Below are 23,290 nucleotides of genomic sequence, written 5' to 3'. Positions count from 1 at the left end.
AGAGGTAATGGCTAATATACTGATGCTTTGTCATGATCAGATTTTAGACAGGCGCGTGCTGGCTCAGGCTGAGAGCCTAATCGCCAAAGGGCATAGCGTGAGGCTGCTGGCACTTGCATTGGAGAGCGAAACCGTGGAGGAGAAAATTGGCAATGGTATTGATCTCGTAAGAATTGGACTAGTGTATATTGTTCCTGAAAACATAACGTATAAGAAGTATATTTCCAGGCAGCAGGCATTGAATCAATGGTTGAACAGGCAATGCAATGAATTTCCTCGCGGGGTCTGGTTCCATAGAAGAGCTTTCAGCATCGGTTCAAAACTTCATTGGCAGGTATACCGATGGACAATGAATCTCCGCTATCGAAATAGGGCGATGCATGATCCTTTGCCTTTCAGGTCAGCCTTTGTCTCCCATGCTGAGAAATACCAGGCCGACCTGGTACAGGTTCATGATCTTCCGGCGCTGGCCGCGGGCTCGGAACTGGCTGAGCGCTGGAAGGTGCCCCTAGTCTATGATGCTCATGAGTTGTATCCTGAGCAGAAGTCTTTCTCTACCGTTCAGCGCCGCATATGTTCCGAGGCGGAGGCACTGTATATCAAGAAGGCCAGCCTGGTATTTGCGGTGAATGAATCCATTGGCGAGGAGATGGCCAAAAGATACAGCATTTCAAAGCCGATTACGCTGTTGAATGCTATTGATCCTCCTGTTGAGTTTGATCCTGCCATACGCTACGACTTTTTTAGAGAGAAGCTGGGAATTCCTGCAGAAAAAAAGATATTGCTGTTCCAAGGGGGATTTGCACCACATCGCAATCTGGAGGTGTTGATAAAGGCGATGACTTATGTAAGCCATCCCGATGTCGTTCTGGTGATGATGGGCTTTGGTGATTTTGGGGAATTTTTGAAGAAAAAAGCAATAAAGCTGCGCTTGCTCGGTAGCCGAATTTATTTTCTTCCTGCAGTTTCCCAGGGGGAGTTATTGCAGCACAGTGCTTCCGCTGATATAGGAATTATTCCTTATCCTCATATCGATCTGAACTCCTACTATTGCACTCCTAATAAGCTTTTCGAGTTTATTCAAGCTGGACTTCCCATACTTGCCAACGACTCTCCTGAGTTGAATCGTTTCGTTAAATTGAATGGATTTGGGTATTCTGCAAAAATGGATAGTGCGTTGGATATCGCTAAAGCCATTGACATGGCATTCAGAATGAATAACGGCGTTGAATGGCGTGAGAATATCAAAAGAAAAAGAAACGATCTCGCCTGGAAGTTGCAGGATAATATCTACTCCTTCGAGATGGCAAAAATATTCGATACCCTTAAATTTTCGAATATTTCAGATTTGGGAAAAGATTTTTAATGTTGAAAAAATGCGTTGCTCTTTATTTATTTTTTGTTCTCGGTGTCGCGCAATCCGATGTCGTTGAAAAAATAAATGAATTACAAACAAATGTTGCCCAGGCAAAGCATCAGGTTGATGTAAAAGGTATTCCTTTGTTGAATATCGGTGGAGTTGGGGTAGTGAATCATCCGGCGTGGACTGCACTCTACGCATTGGCTTATGCTGGTGTGGAATTTTATGAGCCCATGCTTGGTCTTAAAAAGGATGAGGCAAAATTTACGGCTTCCATCGAGTGGTTGAAGAATAACCTCGTAATCAACAAGCAAGGACAATGGGTCTGGATCTATCATTTTGACAACACCTACAACGATGTCAACATAAAGGCTCCTTGGAGTAGTGCATTTGCTCAGGCCGTAGGCATTCAGGCTTTGCTGGCGAGCTGGAAGCAGGATGGAGACAAGCAGAGTCTCGCTTTGGCAGAAAAAGCTGCAGAATCTCTTTTTGTTCCTCCAGAAAAAGGTGGTTTTCTGTTTTCCAGTGGAAAAGATGTATGGTTCGAAGAAATACCATCGCCCTCGGATAATCCCTCGCATATTCTTAATGGGCATATGCGGGCGCTCCTTGCGCTGGGAGAGTTGGGTGCAGTAACTGGTGAGGAAAAATACAAGCGCTGGTTTGAAAAAGGGGCCGAATCTTTGCTGAAATGGCTTCCCTTGTTTGATACTGGATATTGGTTTCGCTACGATCTGAACCCTAGAAAGAACGAGCTCTTGTACAGATTCGCAAATCCGTACGGTTTTGCCAATCCTGCTTTGGCGATTGATCGTATTGTTTTGCGTGATCCACTTTCGGGTATGGAGTCTGTATTGGATGTAGGGTCTGAAAACGACGCGGAAGGTCCTTTGCGTATAGCTGGAAACGATTGGGGGGCACGGGAGTCCATTGACGGTCGCTCTGTGCGACGATTAAAGCCTGTTCAGGTTGCACGTGATATGACTGGCAGGGGTGGGGGAATGCTTGCTCCTCATTCGTATTTTTATTTGTCCTTGCCAGGAGAGTGGAAAGACAATCTTCGATCAAAGCGCTTTGAGCTTTCTATTGAATACTTTGATGAAGCTCCTGCCAATCTAGAGGTGCAAACTCGCGCGATTTCATCGGGTGGAGATAACTTCAAGCCGCTACGAGATGGTGATTTGCTGATATCAGGGGGGAAAGAGTGGCGAAAATGGAATGTGGAAATAAATCCCAGGGATCTCGGGTACTGGGTAGGAGAGCTCTACGCGAAAAAGCATTTCGACTATCTTTCCACTCTGTCCAAGATGGATCGCCGTTTTTTACCGTGGGAGAATTCTGCGAAATTTTATCTGGAAAATATTCGCGATGGAGCTGACTACAACACTGTAAACCCGAAAAAGAAGGTGTTGCCAAGGCAAACACCTATGCTGCCATTATTATCCTTTGATAAGGATGGTGTTTTGATGCAGCATTTGCCATCTACTGAATCAAAGTTTGATCAGACAGGTATTTACGATTTTTCTTCAGACAAAGGATCTCCTGTCTATTCTCCTTATATCATTGCGACGCAAGTGGTTGATGGTAACAATCCGGCTTGGGCGAGCGCGTTGATTCAGAAGAATGTGAAGATAAGGCGGTTGCCGGCGCTGAATTGGCTGACCAACAAAAAAAATCAGCAATGGAATGGAGATGCTGTTCTATACGCGTTTCCATTTGTCAATGTCTATAATGATGTGGAAACGAAAGCGCCCTGGCCATCCGCTTTCAGTCAGGCGTATATTCTCAAGGCTTTTGATTATGCCCGCAGAAATTTGGGTGATTCTGAGCAATTGAGGAAAATAAGCAAATCTGCCGCTTTGGCGTATTTCGTGTCAGTAGATAAAGGTGGAATTTCGGCACTCAACAAAAATGGCTTTCGATTTTTTGAAGAAGTACCAAATTCAACGCATGTGTTGAACGCGCACATCGCGAGTATCAATGCGCTATCTGATACTGCTAATCATTTGAATGACGCTACTGTCAGGGAGCTTGCTAATCAAGGTGTAGATGCAATAAGAAATGAACTTTATCTATTTGATAGTGGATACTGGTTGCGTTATGATCTGAATCCTAGAAAGAATTTGCTATTTCAGATTGACTGGGTAAATGGGGAAAAATCCCCTCTTGTCGAATCCATCAGTCTGGAGGCTCCCCAGTTCTCCAAAAAGGTCAAGTTATTAATGGGGGGTGACAAGGCTTTTGATGGTGAATCGAGAATTGCCGGGCTTGAATGGTCTCCGGTCCAATCCGTGGATGGAAATCTGGGTCGTTCATTCAGCAATGGATATGCATTGCGACGCGATGCAGTCAAAGGGGGTACCAGGCATAACGTTTATGCGTTCATGCAATTGCCAATTGCGGATTTTGTTGATTATTTTGAAGTAAAGTCACATCGATTGGTCATACGATATAAAGATGTGGCGCCTGGCCAGTTCTTGATCAAACTGCAAGCTGTGAATGAAGGAAATTTTCTTGATTTTGTTCCTTTGCGGAATGCCTTGCTTACAACAATTGGTGATCAGAAATGGAAGAGCGCGGTTGTCGAGGTTCGGCCTCAGGATATGGGGTGGTTTAAAGGGAAAGACTACCAGTCTTATGAGACGACTCAGCTGGAACTGATCGCCAAGCTCACTGGAGATTGGTTTTTCAGTCAGTATGCCCAACGTCAGAAGTATTTTCTGAACATGAAGGAGAATGGGAAAACGGTAATTTTTGAACCTGTCTCTTTGGATCAGGTCAAAGAAATTAAGCTCTCTGTGGTTAATTCCTCCAAGACTTATCCCGGATTTGGCTTCGATAATTCAATTGACGGAAATCCTGACAATAATTATGTTGCGGGACTAGAGAATGAGAGGTTGGCCTATGTGGACCTGAAGCTGGAGGAAAGTGCCCAACCCCGAGAGCTCAGGATTTTGTGGGAAAGTGGGAGTAATTATTCGCGCCACGTAAAGGTGTATGCATGGCGTGATGCTGGAGAAGAACCAAAAATAATTGGTGAGACGAATAATGCATCGGGAATAGTTTCAATAATTAAGCTGGAGCCTCAGGATAAGATTGATTATATCCGCGTGGAGTTTTCCGGTTTCTACGGTCAATCTAGAGTTTTGTTGAGAGAAATGGAATTTCACTGATGAAAGACGCTTTTTATCTGGCGGCAAACCTCGTGCAAGCTAAGCGCCGGAAATTCCTGCTTTCCTTGGGCTGGAGTACTGCTGGTTTTCTCGTAGGTTGCGGTGGCGGTGGCAATAGTCAAGATGAGCCCCCAGGATCCTCGGGTAATCTCCCAGAACTAGTGCCTTCTCCAGAGGGCGATGCCATTTTTCTGACGGGGGATGATCCCAGCAATCCTCTCCATATTTTCTTGACCCCCATCACTAGGAGAATTCAAGTCTTGGCGGAAGATCTGGGTAAAGGTGCAGTTTCTGTTTTTGAGAAGATAGATCGTTTCATTTCCTATATAGATGGATTTGACGTTGGAAACGCGTCATCTCCAGATCCTGATGCTACCGTTTTGGAGAGAATCGGGGCATGTGGCACCTATACGGGCGTTTTATTGGCGTTGACACGGTGCATTGGTATTCCCGGGAGATATGTCAATTTTTATAATTGGCCTGTGAATAACGGACATACAGTTGCTGAGTTGTTTATTAACGGTCGTTGGATGCTTTTCGACCCTACTTATCATCTTTATTACTCAGAGGCGGGGCGTGCGGGTGACTATCCTCTGTCCTATGAAGAAATCCTGCATCGATATAGAACCAATCTACCCGTCGTCAGAGTTGGACAAAACACCAGAGATGGGTTGAATGAATTTTCCGGCGTGAATCTATACACCAATGCGAGTCCTCAGGGCGTAATCGGTCCGGATCATCCCCTGGCCTTCCCTCTGAGACTGCATGCCCAGGACAAGCCTATCATAGGCTCTAGCGATTTCCCGCTCTTCAACCAGGGGGCCGAATATTTGGGCGCAGCAGGTGTCAATATCGAGCAATCCTGGGATCTGTCCGGCTTGGAGATCGGTCGAGAATATAAATTCTGTATCATCGCTGACTGGCTTGGTGGCTATATTAATGCTGATGATTATTTATTCGATTTCTCTTATGAATTAAAATCGGCAATTGATTTGAATAGTCCGAAATCTTATTTCGACTTTAAGAATGACGATGTGTCTCCATTTGAGCTGAAGTTTATGGCCCAACAGGAGAATGTCGTACTAAATATAAAACATCCTTATCGTGGTCCTCAGTTTCGCTACTTGATTGTTTCGGAATACAAGTTGCTCGCCGGAGATTCTTGAGAGAGAATTTTGAATTTTTTGATTTTGAGTGTCGTGTGTTTATACGCCAATACCTTGTTGTGGTTATATATTTAATATAGTTAAGCAGAGTCTATGTGTGGAATAGCTGGAATAGTATCTTTTGCTAATACTGATATAGCTGTCGGCCTGAAAAACATGATGCATGCCATGCGGCATCGAGGACCTGACGGTGATGGGCTATGGTTGGATGATCGACTGCCCGTCGGGTTGGGGCACGTCCGCTTGGCGATCATTGATCCTGAGCATGGGAAACAACCCATGGTCACGGAGAGCGGTCGCTTCATCATATCTTTCAACGGTGCTATATACAACTATCTTGAGTTGAGGCGTGAGCTGCTTGGCAAAGGCTATCCTATCCATAGCTACTCTGACACCGAGGTGCTGCTCTATGCATACTGCCACTGGGGTGAGGCGCTGGTTGACCGTTTGGTAGGCATGTTTGCCTTTGCCATCTGGGATCGGCAGGAGCAGAGGATGTTCTGCGCCAGAGACAGGATAGGTATCAAGCCCTTTTACTATAAATTTGATAGAAATCGCCTGCTTTTTGCTTCTGAGATAAAAGCCATACTCGCGGATGATTCCGTACGCGCGGAAGCAAATCCCCAAGGTCTGCAAGACTATCTGACTTTCCAGTTCTGTCTGGATCAGAAGACGATGTTTAAAGGCATTGACAAGCTGGAGCCTGGGCATTGTCTATCCGCTTGGTACGATGGCAAATCTCTCAAAGTGCAGACCCGACAATATTGGGATCTTAATTATCATATTGATGAGACGCATGACGAGCGTTATTTCGTTGATACATTGGCTGGATTGATTGATGATTCAATCCGTCTTCACATGCGTTCCGATGTGCCCTTGGGTGCACATCTGTCCGGTGGACTCGATTCCAGCGCAGTTGTATGCCTGGCTTCCAGAATGATTGGTGGAGAGTCGATGAACACTTTTACCGGTGCGTTCAGCGAAGGGCCTCAGTTTGATGAGACGAAGTACGCCAAGGAGGTCGCTGCCTTCTCTGGTGCAAGATATAACGAAATCTATATCCCCGCAGGACGCGAGTTGGAGGATGTATTGCCGCGTCTCATGTACTACATGGATGAGCCTCTGGCAGGGCCGGGCGTGATTCCGCAGTACTACGTATCTCGACTGGCAAGTGAACATGTCAAGGTTGTCATGGGAGGGCAGGGAGGCGACGAACTATTTATTGGCTATGCTAGATACATGGCCGCGTATTTGGAGAAATGTCTGTCCGGTGCGATTTATCAGACCGCCAATGAAAATCGCTATGCGGTATCTCTGGAGTCAATCGTTCCCAATCTACCGTTGCTGAACACCTATCAGCCCATGCTCCAGATGCTATGGCGTGATGGTCTGTTCGGTCCCAGAGATGAGCGTTATTTTCGCCTGATTGATCGTAGCGAAGGCATGAGCCAGCTCATCAATCCTGAGTGCCTGAAATCTGATAATGGTTATTCGTCTTTTGATGCATTCCAGAGGATTTTCAATCGGGAGGGTATGCACTCCTTGGTCAACCAGATGACCTACTTTGACCTAAAGGGGTCTCTTCCCGCGCTGCTCCATGTGGAAGATCGAACCAGCATGGCTGCTTCCATAGAGTCACGCGTTCCGCTGCTCGATCATCGTATCGTGGAGTTCATGGCCACCATTCCGCCGAACATCAAGTTTGCAGGTGGTCAGATGAAACATATATTTAAGGAGGCGGTCCGAAGCTCTTTGCCCAAAGCAATATTTGAGCGTAAGGATAAAATGGGTTTTCCAACGCCTTTGAATCAATGGACGAAGGGAGCAGCCAAGGGCTTTGTCAGGGATGTTCTGCTATCGGAGCGAGCCAGGGGGCGAGGCCTTTTCAACGTTGCTGCTGTGGAAAATGCTCTGAGCAATGAGCGAGAATTTGGTCGGGTCGTCTGGGGGCTGCTGTGTATGGAGCTTTGGCATCGCATCTTCATTGATGGCGACATGCATGTCAGCGGTATCTAAAATCTGCTGCTTGGCATTCTGCGAGAATATTTGCCGTGGATTTTCATGGGCTCGGGATGGGAATTTGGAATGAATAGTTCATTGGATGAAAATATGGCAACCAGCGGGCTGGCGCCGGGTTGTGTTTTTCATCCCGGGTTTACCGCAATGGCGCCCGGCCCAGTGAGGGTGGCATGGCTTGGCCTTGCTACGGCAGAGCATGGGCACGATTCCGATGAGCTTCGTTCCGCAGGCATCTTTCAAGCTGGTTCCAGGTTCGCCGTGACGGTATTCGATGACCCGCTTTTCTTTGACCCCAAGAAAGCACAGCCAAGATTCGATATTTTGTTGGTGGCGGGCGCTGCGCTTTCCGAGCCTAGATATCAGGAGTTATGTATTGCATCGGGCCTGCCCGTGCTAGTCTTGGGGAATTGGTGCATTGATGCAGGACATGCAACGTTTTATAGTATCGATGAACCACTTCCCTTTCAGGCCGGTGCGGTCGAACGTTTGGATCGTCGGCTGGAGGAGGTGCTGCAGTCTCGCAGTGATTGGCCTGACACCAGAGCGGTCACCCAGGCAGGCCAAAATATCCTGATCCTGGTTCCCCATAGGCCCAAGCAGGACCCTCGTCTAAGCTGGATAGCGGCCGGAGCGCCATCGCCACTGCGCGTGCATCAGCTGGGGGTGCATCCGGCGCACGACAATAAGATTGAGCAGGCCTTCGATGCCAGAGAAGGGCTAGTGTCCTCTGTACCCACGCAGGCCTATCGGCAGGGTGAGGCTGTTCTGTGGGGAACCAGGTGCGGTGCCAATGCGGGCGCGCAAGCTGCGGTGGGCCAGCTGCTCTGGATGGAAAGCGCCTTGGCGCTGCCTGAAGAAGCATATCTGAGCGCGGTCGGTGCATGGGGCATAGGCGAGCGTGCATTGATTTTGCGCGATCTTTTTCGTTACTTTCTGAATGTTTCAGCGACCCTGGTACGTGAGGCCAGCCGTTTGCGCGGGGTCGACTGCGTCATTGCCGCAGACCTTCCGACCCTACCCGCCGCGCTGATGCTGGGTGCCATTTTCAAGGCCAAGGTGGTCTTCGATGCACATGAGTACTGGCCTGAGGCGGATCTGGGCGCGGCGGATTTCGAGATCCAGTTCTGGGACCGCGTCGAGCGCCTGCTACTCCCGCATGCCGACCTGAGGTTCACGGTTTCAACGGGACTGGCCCGGGTGATGGAGGCCAGCTACGGGGTCCCTTTCGGCGTTCTGCCGAATGCAGAACCAAAGTCGGAGCAGCAGAGGATGGTGGAGCACAAGCTGGACGGCGTCTGCGATTTCCTATTTCAGGGCGGATTTGCCAGAGGCAGAGGGATAGAGTTGCTGATCGACGCGTGGCCCGATGTTGCGGAGGGTGCCCACCTGCATTTGAGGGGGCCTCTGGGAGATTGGCGGGATCAGATGCTGGCCAGGGCAGCGGCGACGGGGCTGTTGAACAAAAGAATATTCTTCCCACTTCCCGTTGACGAGTCCGAGCTGGTGGATGCGGCGGCACGCGCCCACGTGGGGCTGATTCCTTACGAGCCCCATGGTGCCAATCACCAGCATTGCTGTCCTAACAAGATGTCGCAGTACATGGCTGCAGGCCTGCCCATGCTGGCCAATGAAACCTCCTATGTGGGCGAAGTGATTCGGCGCGCGGACGCGGGCCTGGTCGTGGACTTCCGGGACCGGAAGGCGTTGGCAAGAGCCGTGAATCTACTGGCCAGCGACCCGGTCGCGCGCGAACGGTTCGCGCGCAACAGCGCAGACCACTCCCTGTCCACATTCCACTGGGAGGCCGTTAGCGTGGACTTTTACCGGGCCCTGGGCGGCTTGCTGGCCGGCAGGCCGAGCAGGCCGTTGCAATGGTTTGGGCCAGGGCGTGGCGTGGCGGATGACGTGAGCGTGACGGAGTTCGACACCTCCAGGCAGCTCAGCCCCGGGCTAAGGTCTCTGCTGCTTCACGTAGGCCATGTCGTATGGGCGAATACGCCGCTACCGCTGCGTCGCCGCTTGAAGCCATTCGCCGACATGGTGTGGCGTCGTTTGCAAGGGATCTGACATGGCCTCGTTGATTCACGCTGCGTTGGCGTACGGGATGCCTGCGGTCGGCTTGGCGCGAGCGCGAGGCGGCCTGCGGGCCAAGCGGTATCCTGAGAGTGCACGCATGCGCTGCGGCAGCAGTGAACGGAACGAGGTAGGTCTGCGATGTGTGGAATAGCGGGGAGCTTCTCCTGCGGATGCGACACCACGGTGCGGGTTGCCACCGCCTTGGACCTGCTTGCGCACCGTGGACCCAATGATCGCGGTCTCGAGGCTGTGGCGGTAGAGGCCGGGCAGGTAGTCTTGGGGCAGACGCGTCTAAGCGTCATAGATCTCAGCGAACAGGCCCATCAGCCCATGCGCAGCGAGGACGGACGCTTTTTGCTGGCTTTCAATGGCGAAATTTACAACTACCGCGAATTGCGGGCGCTGCTGCAGTCCGGCGGGCGCTGCTTTCGCTCCAACTCCGATACGGAGGTGCTGCTTCAGGCGTGGGAAGTCTGGGGCGAAGCCGCGCTGTCACGATTCGTGGGGATGTTCGCCTTCGTGCTCCTGGATCGCGAGACAGGCCTGCTGCACGGTGCGCGCGATGCATTCGGCATCAAGCCGCTGTACTACTGCACGGATGCCGAGGGCTTTGGCTTTGCTTCGGAACTACCGGCCTTGCTGGCGCTTGGTGAGAACGGGAGCCATGACCTGGACTGGCAGGTGGCCTACGATTATCTGACCCATGGCAGTTACGACACAGGTGAGCGCACCTTCTTTCAGGATGTGCGCGCGGTGCCGCCCGGCCACCACTTTTGCTACGACGTTTCCCGGCGCCGCTTCACGTTGAAGTCCTGGTGGCAGCCGAAGGTCACCCCCGTGCGACGCCTTGGCTTCGAGGAGGCCGCGCAGGAGTTCAAGCGCCTGCTGCTCGACAGCGTGCGCCTGCATCTGCACAGCGACGTGCCCCTGGGCGCCGCGCTCTCCGGCGGCCTCGACTCTTCGGCCATCGTCGCCTGCATGAGACATCTGGAGCCTGATGCCCCGCTGCACACCTTCAGCTTCATTGCTTCGGGCAGCGCTGTGTCGGAAGAGCGTTGGATCGACCTCGTGAATGACCGGGCAGGCACCGTGGCCCACAAACTGGAGATTGCTCCGCTGGAACTCGCAGCGGACCTCGACGACATGATCGCGGCGCAGGGCGAGCCTTTCGGTAGCACCAGCATTTATGCGCAGTATCGCGTGTTCCGGCTGGCGCGCGAGCGAGGCATGGTCGTAACGCTGGATGGACAAGGCGCCGACGAGCTCTGTGGCGGTTATGTTGGATATCCGGGGCCGCGCGTGCGCAGCCTGGTGGAGCAAGGGCATTGGGGCCAGGCGGTGGCATTCCTGAGGGATTGGGGGCGGTGGCCTGGGCGAACGCCATTGGATGGACTCAAGGCTGCCGTGGCCGAGTTCACGGGTGATGGCGCCTACCAGTTGTTGAGGCGGTTCAATGGCGCCCAGGCGACGCCTTCCTGGCTCGACGGCCCTGTGCTGCACGAAGCTGGTGTGTCTCTGCGCTTTCCGCGGCCACGCTCCAGCGCGACGGCGCCGGGCCGACGCATGAACGCTGAGCTGGCGCGTTCGCTGCATGGCCTTGGCCTGCAGGGGCTGCTGCGCCACGGCGACCGCAATTCCATGCGGTTTTCCGTGGAAAGCCGGGTCCCATTCCTGACCACGGCGCTTGCGGACTTTCTGCTGACCTTGCCCGAAGAGTATTTGGTGGCGCCCAATGGGGAGACCAAGCATTTGCTCAGGCGTGCCATGAGGGGACTGGTCCCGGATGAGGTTTTGAATCGTCGCGACAAGATCGGCTTCGCCACACCCGAGAAGGACTGGCTGATGCAGATGGCACCTCAGGTGCGGGAATGGCTGCGCCAGCCGCTGAACCTGCCTTTCCTGCGCCAGGACGAGATCCTGAAGGCCTTCGACCAGGTCGTGGCCGGCCAGCGGCCCTTCAGCTGGCAGGTCTGGCGCTGGATCAACTTCACGCGCTGGTACGCGCGCCAGTTCGGGGGCTGATGCCATGGCGCGCCTGCTGCTGCTGTCCCTGTCGCCCATTGTTTCGGACCCACGCGTCATGCGCCAGATCCAGGCTTTGGGCCAGGAGCACGAGCTTCATGTGCTGGGCTTTGGCCCCCGGCCAGCAGGTGTCCACGCCTTCGAAGCGATACGCCAGGCGGGAGGCCGCGCATGGTCCACCGCGGCCAATGCCGTCCTGCTGGCGGCGCGCCGTCACCACTGGTATTACTGGCACCATGCCCAGGTTCGCGCGCTGATGCATGCTGCACAGAGTCTGCCAGTCAACGGCTTCGATCTGGTGCTCGCCAACGATGTGATGGCCTTGCCGGCCGCGCTGAAGCTGGCGCGGGGTGCTCCTGTCTGGCTGGATGCCCACGAATATGCGCCACGTGAATTTGAAGACAGGACGGCATGGCGCTTGCTGCTGGGACCTTTCTTCGACGCCGTGTGCCGGAGCGAGCTGGGGCGCGTGGCGCGCATGAGTACGGTCTGTGATGGCATCGCGCAAGAGTACGCAATGCGCTACGGGCTGCCGGTGGCAGTCATGCCCAACTGCCCCGAGCCCATGGACTTGCCCGTGCGTCCTGTGGCCGACGGCTCGATACGCATGATCCATCATGGCGCGGCCATCGCCTCGCGCCGCATCGAAGTCATGATCGATCTCATGCGGCAACTGGACCAGCGCTTCTCCCTTGATTTGATGCTGGTCGGGCAGGATCCGGCCTATATGGCGTTGCTGCGTCGAAGGGCGCAGGAGCAGCCGCGCATCCGCTTCGTGGAGCCCGTGGCCATGTCGGAGATCGCGGCACGCACCAATGGCTATGACATCGGTCTGTTCCTGCTGCCCCCCGTCAATTTCAATTACCTGAACGCCTTGCCGAACAAATTCTTCGAATTCATGCAGGCACGTCTGGCGATCGCCATCGGTCCGTCACCGCAGATGCAAGCCCTGGTCGACGCGCATGGCTGTGGCGTGGTGGCACCCGGTTTCGAGCCTGCCGATCTGGCGGGCGTGCTCAATGCGCTCACGTGTGAGCAGGTGCAGGCCATGAAGCAGGCCTCCGATCGGGCCGCGAAGCGCTGGAACGCCGAGGCCACGCGCGCCTGGCTGCGGGCCGAGGTCAACGCGCTGCTCGAGGGCTGGCGGCCGTGCGTGGATGCGGCAAGCACCGGTGAAGGACCCTGAAATGCAGGCCATCCTTTTCGGTACCCAGTCTTTCATCGACGGCGGCACTAAGGTCGGCATCCAGTACCTGGCCCAGGCGCTGGCCGTGGCGGGCTGGCGCGTGGACTATGTGCCCACTCTGTCATCGCCCCTGGACCTTGTCGGCCGTCAGCGCCATGCGCGCCTGCGCCGTGCATGGGGCGGCGGGGGCATTGCCCGGGAGATTTCTCCAGGGTTGACTGAGTGGACCGCCAAGGCACCGTTTCCTGCGCACCACTTGTTTCTGCGATTCGCATGGCAGACTAGTCTCTATGGCAGCCTGCTGCCGGCACGGTTGCGCCGCACCCGCTATGACCTGTGCCTGGCTGATGTCGCGCCCAATATGCTGGCGCAGGGCAGGATCGTTGCGCGCGTGCGTGTCTGCCGGCTCAATGACTGGCCGCAGGGCTTCGCCAGGGATTTGCATCCGGTGGCGCTGAAGGCCCTGGAGGACGGGCTGCGTGGACCGGGCTTCGACGAGGTATGGGCCGTCTCCAAGCCGCTGCAGGAATATGCTCTCGAGCTTCATCCGGGAATGTCAGTTCCGTACATACCTAACGGGGTGGAAGCGCGGCTGTTGGAGCTGGCGTGGCCTAATAAGGCTCGGTTGCCACGCAGCGCCGTGTATGTGGGCGCCATGACGGCTTGGCTGGATAAGGGCTTGCTGGCTGCAGTAGCGCGGCGCATGCCTGGCTGGCGTTTCGACATCTATGGCCCCGGTGCCATTCCGCGACCCGAGGATCCTCCAAATCTGCGCTGGCACGGCAGCGTTTCGCGCGATGTGCTGGCGCAGCTGCTGCCGCGCTATGAGGTCGGCCTTATCCCCTTCCAGGATACGGACGGGCGCATGCGCTACGTGGAGAGGCCGCTGAAGTTCTATGAATACGTGGCGGCCGGTCTCGGCGTGGCGAGTACCGATTTCGGCGCTCTGCGTGTGGGCATGGGAGAGCTGGCTCGCTACGGCAATGGAGCATCGGGCTTCGCGCAGGCCATAGAGCAGGCACGTGCCGAGGCGCAGGCTCGTCCCCATGGGTATGCTCAGGAGTTCGTGCGCGAGCATGCCTGGGAGAAGCGTATCCAAGCCATGCTGGCCCGCTTGGAGGCATTGTTGGCATGACGAAACGGACTGAAGGCGGACATTTCCTGCTCTACGATTTCATGCAAGTCGCGGGTGGCGCGGAGCGCGTCACCCTGATGCTGGCAGAGGCATTGCCTGGCTTCGAAACCCTGGTGAGCCGCTGTTATGCGCAGGCTATGCCGCTGCTAGAAGGGTCACAGGTGCGCGTGCGCGAGTTGCGCGGCGGCTGGTCGGCCTGGTTGCCGCGTATACCTGAAAGCATGTGGTGCTTTCGCTTTCGATCGCAGTGCCTGCGCGATGCACAACAGGTGGTCTACAGCGGCTTTTATGCTCCTTTCGCGGTTCACCAGCAGCGCGGCGGGCTGCGCCTGTACTACTGCCATACGATTCCTCGCTTTGCCTACGATCTCTACGAAAGCACGCTGGCGCAGTTTCCGGCGCCCTTGCGCCCGCTATACAGGCTATTCGTCTGGTGGTTCCGCAGGCGCTACGAGAAGGCCATAGGCCGCATGGACCGCATTATTGTGAACTCCGAGAATGTGCGCCAGCGTTTGCGGCGCTACACAGGACTGGATGCCACAGTTGTCTATCCGCCTGTAGCCACAGAAAGTTTCAGGCCATTGGATGACGCAGGCTACTACCTGTCCACCGCGCGGCTGGTGCTCAACAAGCGCGTCGACATCATCGTGCGTGCTTTTTTGCGTATGCCGCAGCGGCGGTTGGTGGTGTTATCGGGTGGCGCAGAGCTTGGGCGCCTGAAGGCGCTGGCAGCAGGTGCTGCGAACATCGAATTCACAGGCTGGCAAACTGATGAGCAACTGCGCCTTTGGGTGGGGCGGGCTCGGGCGGTGGTCTACTTGCCTGTGGACGAAGACTTCGGTATGTCGCCGGTAGAGGCTATGGCAGCCGGAAAACCAGTCATAGGAGTGGCACAGGGAGGGCTGCTGGAAACCGTGGTCCAAGGCCAGACGGGCATTCTGGTCGCCGAACCGCCCACGCCGGAGTCCGTAATGGCTGCAGTGGATGACTTGGAGTATATGCACGGGCCTGAGGTGTCCCGGGTCTGCATGGACCGGGCTCGGCAGTTCACACAAACCCGATTCGTGGAGAGCATGCGTGCGGCGCTAGATCTGCCCAGCGTGCCGGTTTAGTCGCCGGATCTGGCGCGCAGGTGAGCCACCCCAAGCAGAGTAGATACAGCCACATAGCGCAGCGCATGGGCCCAGGATTGGAACATCTTTGAGCGGTCTGGCTTGGCGGTGTGAAGAGGCAGGGCTATCTCGGCAATTCGCAATTGTGCACGGCGCATGAGCAAGAGCGTACCGATATCCTGGTAGTCGAGCAGCGTTGCATCGGCCGAGGCCGCGATGCGCATGGCGCTGCGGTTGTAGACGCGAAAGCCCGAGACAAAGTCGCGCAACGCAAAGCCGGTGACCCAACGAAACCATTGCCAGGCCATGCGCCGCACCCGGCTGTGGCGGGCTTCGAAGTAGCCCACCACCACGTCGGCAGCCCCTCTGGCAGAGAGCAGTGTCGGTATTTCCTCGGCTTCGTAGCGCCCATCGGCATCGATAGTGATCACCGTCTCAAAGCCTTGGGCTAATGCATGGCGTATGCCGGTTTGCAAGCTGCCCCAGGTGGTCATGGCTAGCAGGGGGCGCATGACCTGCGCACCACTTTGTTCGGCAAGGTGACAGGTGGCATCCGTGCTGCGGTTGTCGACCACGACAACAGTGGCATCCACCAGCGAGTGCACTCGGTGCACGAGCTCGGTGATGCTCGCTTCGTGGTTGCGCGTGGAAATCACCACCATGAGATGGCGTCCTGTTTCCTCGACTGTGCGCTCCGGCAGTAGACCGGGCGCCATCGAGCGGTAGTGCCGGGCCATGGCGCGTTCGCAGGCCCCAATGCCGAAATAGCGTTGCAAGGCCTTGGGGCCACTGCGGCTCAGTCGTTCGCGCAGCGCACCGTCATGCTGCAGTCGTGCGATGGCACTGCGCCAAGCGTCGATGTCTTCAAAAGGCACGTGCAGCCCACAGCGGGCCTGTGCAACTACCCAGGGCATACCTGAACCGGGAAGATCGGTCACGATGCAGGGACGTTGGTGCAGCATGGCCTCCAGCAGCACAATGCCAAAGGCCTCAGTGCGCTCACGCGAAGCTAGACAGAAGATGTCGCACCCTGCAAACAAGGCATGTTTTTCCTCGTCCGACACCGAGCCCACCAGTCGCACACGGGCCTGTCTGCCCTCAGGAGTGCATTGGCGTATCAGCTCTTCAAGGGATGCACGCAGCTCGCCTTCTCCCGCAATCAGCAACTCCACGCCAGGCATGGCCGAGACGGCTCGGATCAAGGTCTCGAAGCCTTTGTAGTAGGTCAACCGGCCGATGGACAACAGGCGCAGCCGGGTGTCGGGGCGCCAGCCTTGTCCGTGCTGCAGCGATGCTGGTGCAGGAATGGTTTCGAGGTTCAGGCCCAGCGGAACGATCTCGCATTTGCTGCGCCAGGTGCGCAGTGCATTGCTGGCCTCAAGATAGGGCGGCGACGTGGCAAACACCTGCTGAGCGCGCTCCAACAGGGCCTGCTCGAACGGCCGGTACAGCATGTAGGCCAATGCCACGGACCACTTGATGTTGGACACCACCACATCGGAGTGCCAGTGGATGACCCAGGGCACGCGCCGCGCGATGGGTAGGGTAAGTGCCCAAAGCGCCGAGTTGTTGGGTAGGTGAAGGTGCAATACATCAGGCTGAACGCGCTCGATGGCCCGGCCCAGTGCGCTGCGAAAACCCATGGCCATGGGCGCATAGACCAGATTGAACTGCACGGGCACACGCTGCAGCCACGGTGGATCGTCTGGCTCCGGATCACCATGGACCAGGGCATGAGCATCGACACCCTGGCGTCGTTGCTCGTGTATCAGGTCGGCCAGAAAGACTTCCATGCCGCCCCGGTAGGGAGGGAAGAATTTGCCGACGTGAAGTATGCGCAGGGCCATGGCGGACAGCGCCTACTTCGTCGTCTGAGGCTTTGCGGTAGCCGGGCTCAGCTGATTGCGGACCTGCCGGTACTGCGGATTCTGTGGCTCCAGGCGTATTGCCTGATCCAGACTCTTCAGTGCTTCCGGCAGGTTGCCCAGGCCGTGATAGGCCATTGCACGCCCGTAGAAAGCAGGCGCGCTGGGGCTGCGAGCAACCAATGGTTCCAGCAGCTCTTTGGCTTGCGCACTATCACCCTGGCCGACAAGTGCCAGCCCCAATCCGACGATCAGGCGAGGGGCATTTGGCGAGGCCTGCAGCAGAGTTTGGAAGTCGTCGGCTGCAACTTTGTATTGCTGCGCACCTATGGCTGCCTCTGCGCGTTTCAGACGCAGGGTCTGCTCCATTTGCTTGGCGTTGGCACTGTCTTCGGTGGGCTCGCCCAGGGCGCGTGAGTATTCCTCGAATGCTGCACGCAACTGGCCTGTGGCCATCAACGTTTCTGCTTTTTGGTAGTACAGGGCCTGGCCCTTGAAGCCCTTGGCCTGGGCGGCAGAAAAGGCATTGAGTGCTTCTGGAAATTTCTTCTGCTGGGACAGCACGGCACCCATGTTGAACAGCGCATTGCCCCCCAGATCCCCAAGAGCATTGGCTGTAGCGAAGTCCTGCAGCGCCTGGTCGAGCATGCCCTTGTCTGAGTGCGCTGTTCCGACGTTCAGGAAGGCACGGCCGCGTCCCACGGCATTGGCGGGGGCTTTTTTGTCGATTTTTTCAGCGGCATCGGCCCATGAGGTGCCTACATCCTGAAGAGAGAGCACGCGCTCGAAAGCCAGGGCTCCGAACACCATGCCGATGACGATACCGACGATGTAGATGGTGCGTGGTTTGACCCCCGTCAGCGCAATGGCCGCCAATCCCGGAATGGCCACAGCCCACAGATAGCTGCGATACAGAACGAAGGGGTCTTGCAGCCAGACCGTGGCGAATTCGGTCGCATACCAGAGCAGGGGAAACAGGAGGCAGAGCGCGACCAGGCCAATGACACCGGGACGCCTGAGCACGGCCCAGATCGAGCAGGCCAGCAGGGCCAGGTAAGCGAGCGCGCCGGCTAGGTGCCAGATCGAGCCGAAGCCGAGAGGAAATGCCGGTCGCAGATCGATGGACATCCAGCCCGCATAGGGAACGATCCACAGAAAGCCATAGGCAAAGAAAAGGGCTGCCTCGTTGAGGATGCTCAGGGGATAGATCCGAGAGGTGATTCCGGGCCGAAGGGCTTCCAATTGCCTTGCATAGCCCTGGGATTGCTCATCGAAAATCTGGCCCACCAGACTGCCGAAGAAATGAAAGACGGCAGCCGAGGCAATGGCCAGCAGCATCAAGGCCACTCCCACAATGACCATGGCAGCCTTCAGGCCGGGGCGCCGCACAAAGATATAGAGCGGAACCACCATGGCGACTGTCAGAAAAGCATGCTCCTTGGACAGTACGGCAAGCACATAGCAGATCAATGCCGCGACATGCCACAGGACCCGCCCGCTCTGAAGCCCGCGCACAAAGGCCCAGCATGCCAGCACCGCGAAAAGCGTTGCCATGACGATGGAGCGCTGCACCAAGTATCCGACGGCGTAGACCGCGACCGGGTTCAGTGCAAAAAGGATCAGGCCCAGTTGCAAGGCTGCATCGCGCGACGCGAGGAAATGGGGCTGCTCCTCGATGTCATGCGGAAAGCGCGTCTGCGTCAGCAGGGCCTTGAACAGTGCATACAAAGCTGCCACGGTCGCGAGATGCAAGGCGATATTGAAGACGCGCTGCTTCCACCAGCCGGCTCCGAAAATCTGCTCGATCCAGACGAAGCTGCCATACGACAGCGTGCGCTGCTTGAAGTCCAATAGGCTGCCATAGTTGCCGAAAATCGTTCCATCCGTCAGACGCATATCGTCGAACAGCAGCCCGTTGTTCAGGCCGGGCAGATACACCCCCAATACGGCCAGCAAAAGAAGGGCACTGAACCAGTAAATCGCTTTGGAGGGGGCAGCCATTGCTTCTTGTCTTGTCTCGGATGTGGCGGGACTTGGAATGGTGGGCCGGGAAATGGCCGCTCTTGGGAAGAGCGCAGGCAGTTTACCAGCCGAGCAACCCGCTACCGCAGCCTGCTGCGCCGGTTTGACGTGAGTGTTGTGAGAAGGCTCGAGATGAAAAAAGCCCCATGCTGCGTCAGGCGCGGCATGGGGCCGGGAGGCCATCAGATGGGCGTGAACGCCCCTGGCATTTTGCTTACAGGCCGGCCGCAGCGCGCAGTACGGCTGCCTTGTCCGTCCGCTCCCAGGTGAACTCGGGCTCTTCACGGCCGAAGTGGCCGTAGGCGGCGGTCTTGCTGTAGATGGGGCGCAGCAGATCCAGCATCTGGATGATACCCTTGGGACGCAGGTCGAAGTGGGCGGCCACCAGCTTGGCGATCTCGGCGTCGGGGATGACGCCCGTGCCTTCGGTGTAGACCGTGATGTTCATCGGGCGTGCCACGCCGATGGCGTAGGCCACCTGGATCTGGCACTGGCGCGCCAGGCCGGCGGCCACGATGTTCTTGGCCACGTAGCGTGCGGCGTAGGCGGCGCTGCGGTCCACCTTGGTCGGGTCCTTGCCGCTGAAGGCGCCGCCGCCATGGGGGCAGGCACCGCCGTAGGTGTCGACGATGATCTTGCGGCCGGTCAGGCCGCAATCGCCCTGGGGGCCGCCGACAACGAAGCGTCCCGTGGGGTTGATCAGGTACTTGGTGTCCTGCAGCCACCCGGAGGGCAGCACGGGCTTGATGATTTCCTCGATGATGGCTTCGGTGAAGCTGGCCTTCATCTTCGTGGCGGTTTCCGACTGGTCGGGGCTGTGCTGGGTGGACAGCACCACGGTGTCGATGCTGTGGGGCTTGCCGTCCACGTAGCGCATGGTCACCTGGCTTTTGGCGTCAGGACGCAGGAAGGGCAGGCGGCCGTCCTTGCGCAGCTGGGCCTGGCGCTCGACAAGGCGGTGCGCATAGTAGATGGGCGCGGGCATCAGCTCGGGCGTCTCGTCGCAGGCGTAGCCGAACATCAGGCCCTGGTCTCCGGCGCCGGTGTTGAGCTGGTCATCGCTGGCCTTGTCCACGCCCTGGGCGATGTCCTGGCTTTGCTTGTCGTAGGCCACGAGCACGGCGCAGCCCTTGTAGTCGATGCCGTAGTCGGTGTTGTCGTAGCCGATGCGCTTGATGGTGTCGCGTGCGACCTGGATGTAGTCGACGTTTGCGCCGGTGGTGATCTCACCTGCCAAAACCACCAGGCCCGTGTTGGTCAGCGTCTCGGCCGCCACGCGGCTGTACGGGTCTTGGGCGAAAATGGCGTCCAGGATCGCGTCAGAGATCTGGTCAGCCACCTTGTCCGGATGGCCTTCAGAGACGGATTCCGAGGTGAAAAGAAAGTCGTTCGCCATATGAATAAACTCCTTGGTTGCAGCTTTTTTGCTGGGCGCTGCCCAAGCTGCAGGAGCTCTGGCGAACGCTTTAGCAGAAATTGTTTAACGTCGCTCTGCAAGTTGCTCAGTTAACTCAGCGACACCCATCATTTTAATGCCATCCCTGTTCCGACTGTTTGCTGCACTGCCTTTGTGGCTATTGCACCCCCTTGGCGCGCTCATGGGCTGGGTGGCGTTCGCCGCTTCGGCCACGTACCGGCGCCGCTTTCTGGCCAACGCCCGGCAGGCCGGCTACGGCCTGGGCGCCGTGGCGCCGGCCGTGGGGCATGCGGGGCGCATGGTGGCGGAGCTGCCGCGCATGTGGATGGGCAGGCAGCCGAGCTGCGAGATGCACAACGAGGAATGCGTGCGCCGGGCCTACGCGGCCGGGCGCGGCATCATCTTTCTGACGCCGCACCTGGGCTGCTTCGAGCTGTCAGTGCAGCATGCAGCGCGGCAATGGTCGGCCGAGCACGGCGAGATCACCATTCTCTACCGCCCCGCGCGCCAGCCCTGGCTGGCCCGCGTCATGGAGACGGCGCGCAACCGCCCCGGCGTGCAGGCTGTGCCGACCACGCTGGCTGGCGTGCGCCAGATGATCAAGGCGCTGCGCAAGGGCTCGGCTGTGGGGCTGCTGCCAGACCAGGTTCCGCCCGAGGGGCAGGGCGTCTGGTCGCCGTTCTTCGGCCGCGATGCCTATACGATGACGCTGGCGGCGCGCCTGGCGTTGCAGACGGGGGCCGCGGTGATCGTGGCCCGTTGTGAGCGCTTGTCCTGGGGGCGGGGCTATGCGCTGTATCTTGAGGAGTTGCCCGTGCCCTTGTCCGAGAATCTGGAAGCTGCGGTGCAGCAGATCAACGAGGCGATGGAGCAGACCATCCGCCAATGCCCGCAGCAGTACCTGTGGGGTTATGCGCGCTACAAGCAGCCGCGCCGTGAAGCACCTGCCAACGAGGTGCATGCATGAGCGGGCGCATCGGCGTGTGGCTGATGCGGTCGCTGGCTTGGATGCCGCTGCCGTGGCTGCGGGGGCTGGGTGCGTTTCTGGGGCGTGTGCTGTTCGTGCTGGCGGCGCCGCGCCGCAAGGTGGCGCTGCGCAATCTTGCGCTGTGCTTTCCCGAGCTGACCGAGGCGCAGCGCGTGGAGCTGGCGCGCAGCAACTTCATCGTCTTTTGCCAGACCTGGCTGGACCGCAGCTGGCTGTGGGCCGCGCCGCGCGAGGTGGTGGCCGAGCGCGTGAAGCTGCAGGGCGCCGTGCATGAGCTCGATGGCGATACGCCCACCATCCTGTTCGCGCCGCATTTCTACAGCATGGATGCGGGTGGCCTGGCGCTGCCTCTGCACACCACGCGGCCCTTCACCTCGATTTTCTCCACCCACCCGGACCCTGCGGTCGATGAGTGGTTCATGTCAGGGCGCCAGCGCTTTGGCGACGTTCGCATGCTCAACCGCGCCGACGGGGTCAAGCCCATCATCTCCAGCCTGCGCAAGGGCGGGCTGCTGTACCTTTTGCCCGACATGGACTTCGGCCGCAACGACTCGGTCTTCGTGCCCTTCTTCGGCGTGAACGCGGCCACCATCCCCTCGCTGTCGCGCTTTGCACGCCTGGGCCGGGCAAAGGTGCTGGGCATGTACACGCGCATGACGCCCACGGGCTACGTGGCCGAGATCACGCCGGCCTGGACGGACTTTCCTACCGACGATGCCGAGGCCGACACGGCACGCATGAACCGCGAGCTGGAAGCGGCGATTCGCACCATGCCCGACCAGTACTACTGGGTGCACAGGCGCTTCAAGACCCGGCCCGAGGGCGAACCCTCGGTCTACTGAACGGGGCGGGACAGGAACTGCTCCAGCGCTTGCCGCACCGCATCGGGCTGCTCGTGCACGACCCAGTGCGAAGTGCCTGCCAGGTGCTGCACCGTCAGGCGCGGCACCCACGGCTCCAGACCTTCGACCAGGGCAGGCTGCAGCGCCGGGTCGCTGTCGCCCCAGAGCACATGCGTGGGCACGCCGATGTCCAGCATCTCGGGCGGCAGCCTCAGGTTGCGCAGTGCGTCGGCTGAGGCCGGATCTTCGGGCCGGGGCGGCACCAGGGGACTGGCGCCGTAGTAGTGGCAGGAGCCTTGCACGCCCAGGTCCCAGTGCTCGCGGTAGCGTTGCTGCAACTTCGGCGTGAGCCATCCGGGCAACTCGCCCTGCGGCGTGCGGAAAAATCCCAGCATGCGCTGCCAGTCGTTGTCGGCCAGCAGGGCGGGCGCGTCGGGGCGGCGCAGGAAATGCATGTACTGGCTTGCGGCCTGCTGCACGGGGTTGTCCAGCAACTCGCGCAGAAAGGCGCCTGGATGCGGGGCGTTGAGGATCATCAGCCGCTGCATCAGCCCGGGATGGCGATTGGCCAGACCCCAGGCCAGGGCACCGCCCCAGTCGTGGGCGATCACGCAGGCGGCTGGTGCGCCAGGGCTTTCGATGGCGATCAGCGCCGCCAGATCCTGCAGCAGGTGCTTGGCCTTGTACTGCTCCACGCCGGCCGGCTGGCTGGAGCGGCCAAAGCCCCGCAGATCGGGGGCGACGCAACGCCATTGCGTGCCGAACTGCTCCAGCATGCCTTCCCAGATGAAGCTGCCTTCGGGAAAGCCGTGCAGGAACAGCAGCAACGGCCGGCCGGGTTCGCCGCTGACGCGGCAGTGCAGATGGATGCCGTGAGGCAGCTCACGAATGCAGGTGGTCACCATGT

General features: G+C 57.6%; 15 protein-coding genes. 11 read left to right on the top strand and 4 right to left on the bottom strand.

The window, feature by feature from the left end:
- Nucleotides 1–7 precede the first annotated feature (7 nt).
- From IAE24_RS05360 to IAE24_RS05320, 9 genes are all read left to right on the top strand, one after another.
- On the top strand, nucleotides 8–1,366 hold the full coding sequence (locus IAE24_RS05360) for a glycosyltransferase (protein ID WP_199959276.1): 1,359 nt from the start codon (nucleotides 8–10) through the stop codon (nucleotides 1,364–1,366).
- Nucleotides 1,366–4,533 (top strand): D-glucuronyl C5-epimerase family protein, encoded by a 3,168-nt coding sequence (locus IAE24_RS05355; protein ID WP_199959277.1) that lies wholly within the window; start codon nucleotides 1,366–1,368, stop codon nucleotides 4,531–4,533. The genes IAE24_RS05360 and IAE24_RS05355 overlap by 1 nt, the downstream gene beginning before the upstream one ends.
- On the top strand, nucleotides 4,533–5,699 hold the full coding sequence (locus IAE24_RS05350) for a transglutaminase-like domain-containing protein (RefSeq protein ID WP_199959279.1): 1,167 nt from the start codon (nucleotides 4,533–4,535) through the stop codon (nucleotides 5,697–5,699). Before IAE24_RS05355 ends, IAE24_RS05350 begins: the two co-directional genes overlap by 1 nt.
- Before the next feature lie 93 nt (nucleotides 5,700–5,792).
- On the top strand, nucleotides 5,793–7,715 hold the full coding sequence (asnB, locus tag IAE24_RS05345) for an asparagine synthase (glutamine-hydrolyzing) (protein ID WP_199959280.1): 1,923 nt from the start codon (nucleotides 5,793–5,795) through the stop codon (nucleotides 7,713–7,715).
- A 69-nt stretch (nucleotides 7,716–7,784) separates the two neighbouring features.
- A complete protein-coding gene (locus tag IAE24_RS05340; protein ID WP_199959282.1) occupies nucleotides 7,785–9,785 on the top strand; it encodes a glycosyltransferase family 4 protein in 2,001 nt (666 codons plus the stop codon).
- A gap of 147 nt (nucleotides 9,786–9,932) precedes the next feature.
- Complete coding sequence (gene asnB / locus IAE24_RS05335) at nucleotides 9,933–11,816, top strand: asparagine synthase (glutamine-hydrolyzing) (protein WP_199959284.1); 1,884 nt, start codon at nucleotides 9,933–9,935, stop codon at nucleotides 11,814–11,816.
- A 4-nt stretch (nucleotides 11,817–11,820) separates the two neighbouring features.
- On the top strand, nucleotides 11,821–13,002 hold the full coding sequence (locus tag IAE24_RS05330) for a hypothetical protein (protein WP_199959285.1): 1,182 nt from the start codon (nucleotides 11,821–11,823) through the stop codon (nucleotides 13,000–13,002).
- Between the two features lies 1 nt (nucleotide 13,003).
- Complete coding sequence (locus IAE24_RS05325; RefSeq protein ID WP_199959287.1) at nucleotides 13,004–14,137, top strand: glycosyltransferase; 1,134 nt, start codon at nucleotides 13,004–13,006, stop codon at nucleotides 14,135–14,137.
- Nucleotides 14,134–15,249: a glycosyltransferase gene (locus IAE24_RS05320; RefSeq protein ID WP_199959289.1), complete on the top strand. Its 1,116-nt coding sequence runs from the start codon at nucleotides 14,134–14,136 to the stop codon at nucleotides 15,247–15,249. The genes IAE24_RS05325 and IAE24_RS05320 overlap by 4 nt, the downstream gene beginning before the upstream one ends.
- On the opposite strand, the gene IAE24_RS05315 is transcribed toward IAE24_RS05320, so the two are convergent.
- From IAE24_RS05315 to metK, 3 genes are all read right to left on the bottom strand, one after another.
- A complete protein-coding gene (locus IAE24_RS05315) occupies nucleotides 15,246–17,096 on the bottom strand; it encodes a glycosyltransferase (RefSeq protein WP_199959291.1) in 1,851 nt (616 codons plus the stop codon). The genes IAE24_RS05320 and IAE24_RS05315 overlap by 4 nt on opposite strands.
- A gap of 12 nt (nucleotides 17,097–17,108) precedes the next feature.
- Nucleotides 17,109–19,115, bottom strand: coding sequence for a tetratricopeptide repeat protein (locus IAE24_RS05310; protein WP_199959298.1), 2,007 nt, complete (start codon nucleotides 19,113–19,115; stop codon nucleotides 17,109–17,111).
- Nucleotides 19,116–19,350: 235 nt separating this feature from the next.
- On the bottom strand, nucleotides 19,351–20,532 hold the full coding sequence (gene metK / locus IAE24_RS05305; RefSeq protein WP_199959300.1) for a methionine adenosyltransferase: 1,182 nt from the start codon (nucleotides 20,530–20,532) through the stop codon (nucleotides 19,351–19,353).
- A 136-nt stretch (nucleotides 20,533–20,668) separates the two neighbouring features.
- Here metK and IAE24_RS05300 point away from each other — a divergent pair, with 136 nt between their 5' ends.
- Both IAE24_RS05300 and IAE24_RS05295 read left to right on the top strand, forming a co-directional pair.
- Nucleotides 20,669–21,520: a lysophospholipid acyltransferase family protein gene (locus IAE24_RS05300; RefSeq protein ID WP_199959302.1), complete on the top strand. Its 852-nt coding sequence runs from the start codon at nucleotides 20,669–20,671 to the stop codon at nucleotides 21,518–21,520.
- The gene (locus tag IAE24_RS05295) at nucleotides 21,517–22,383 is read left to right on the top strand and encodes a lysophospholipid acyltransferase family protein (RefSeq protein WP_012207400.1); all 867 of its coding nucleotides are present in this window, start codon (nucleotides 21,517–21,519) and stop codon (nucleotides 22,381–22,383) included. The genes IAE24_RS05300 and IAE24_RS05295 overlap by 4 nt, the downstream gene beginning before the upstream one ends.
- Here IAE24_RS05295 and IAE24_RS05290 read toward each other — a convergent pair.
- Nucleotides 22,377–23,288, bottom strand: a complete 912-nt coding sequence (locus tag IAE24_RS05290; protein WP_199959303.1) for an alpha/beta fold hydrolase — start codon at nucleotides 23,286–23,288, stop codon at nucleotides 22,377–22,379. The two genes, IAE24_RS05295 and IAE24_RS05290, sit on opposite strands and share 7 nt — an antisense overlap.
- Between the last annotated feature and the right edge of the window lie 2 nt (nucleotides 23,289–23,290).

It is taken from the genome of Delftia sp. S65, assembly GCF_016516495.1.
GTDB lineage: Bacteria > Pseudomonadota > Gammaproteobacteria > Burkholderiales > Burkholderiaceae_C > Comamonas > Comamonas acidovorans.
The sequence above is the reverse complement of the archived record's forward strand: the minus strand, read 5'-3'. Positions and strand labels throughout refer to the sequence as shown.

Excerpts from the sequence above, each read along its gene's own strand:
- IAE24_RS05360 (WP_199959276.1), top strand. The coding sequence starts at position 8 with ATGGCTAATATACTGATGCTTTGTCATGATCAGATTTTAGACAGGCGC.
- IAE24_RS05355 (WP_199959277.1), top strand. The coding sequence starts at position 1,366 with ATGTTGAAAAAATGCGTTGCTCTTTATTTATTTTTTGTTCTCGGTGTC.
- IAE24_RS05350 (WP_199959279.1), top strand. The coding sequence starts at position 4,533 with ATGAAAGACGCTTTTTATCTGGCGGCAAACCTCGTGCAAGCTAAGCGC.
- asnB (WP_199959280.1), top strand. The coding sequence starts at position 5,793 with ATGTGTGGAATAGCTGGAATAGTATCTTTTGCTAATACTGATATAGCT.
- IAE24_RS05340 (WP_199959282.1), top strand. The coding sequence starts at position 7,785 with ATGAATAGTTCATTGGATGAAAATATGGCAACCAGCGGGCTGGCGCCG.
- asnB (WP_199959284.1), top strand. The coding sequence starts at position 9,933 with ATGTGTGGAATAGCGGGGAGCTTCTCCTGCGGATGCGACACCACGGTG.
- IAE24_RS05330 (WP_199959285.1), top strand. The coding sequence starts at position 11,821 with ATGGCGCGCCTGCTGCTGCTGTCCCTGTCGCCCATTGTTTCGGACCCA.
- IAE24_RS05325 (WP_199959287.1), top strand. The coding sequence starts at position 13,004 with ATGCAGGCCATCCTTTTCGGTACCCAGTCTTTCATCGACGGCGGCACT.
- IAE24_RS05320 (WP_199959289.1), top strand. The coding sequence starts at position 14,134 with ATGACGAAACGGACTGAAGGCGGACATTTCCTGCTCTACGATTTCATG.
- IAE24_RS05315 (WP_199959291.1), bottom strand. The coding sequence starts at position 17,096 with ATGGCCCTGCGCATACTTCACGTCGGCAAATTCTTCCCTCCCTACCGG.
- IAE24_RS05310 (WP_199959298.1), bottom strand. The coding sequence starts at position 19,115 with ATGGCTGCCCCCTCCAAAGCGATTTACTGGTTCAGTGCCCTTCTTTTG.
- metK (WP_199959300.1), bottom strand. The coding sequence starts at position 20,532 with ATGGCGAACGACTTTCTTTTCACCTCGGAATCCGTCTCTGAAGGCCAT.
- IAE24_RS05300 (WP_199959302.1), top strand. The coding sequence starts at position 20,669 with ATGCCATCCCTGTTCCGACTGTTTGCTGCACTGCCTTTGTGGCTATTG.
- IAE24_RS05295 (WP_012207400.1), top strand. The coding sequence starts at position 21,517 with ATGAGCGGGCGCATCGGCGTGTGGCTGATGCGGTCGCTGGCTTGGATG.
- IAE24_RS05290 (WP_199959303.1), bottom strand. The coding sequence starts at position 23,288 with ATGGTGACCACCTGCATTCGTGAGCTGCCTCACGGCATCCATCTGCAC.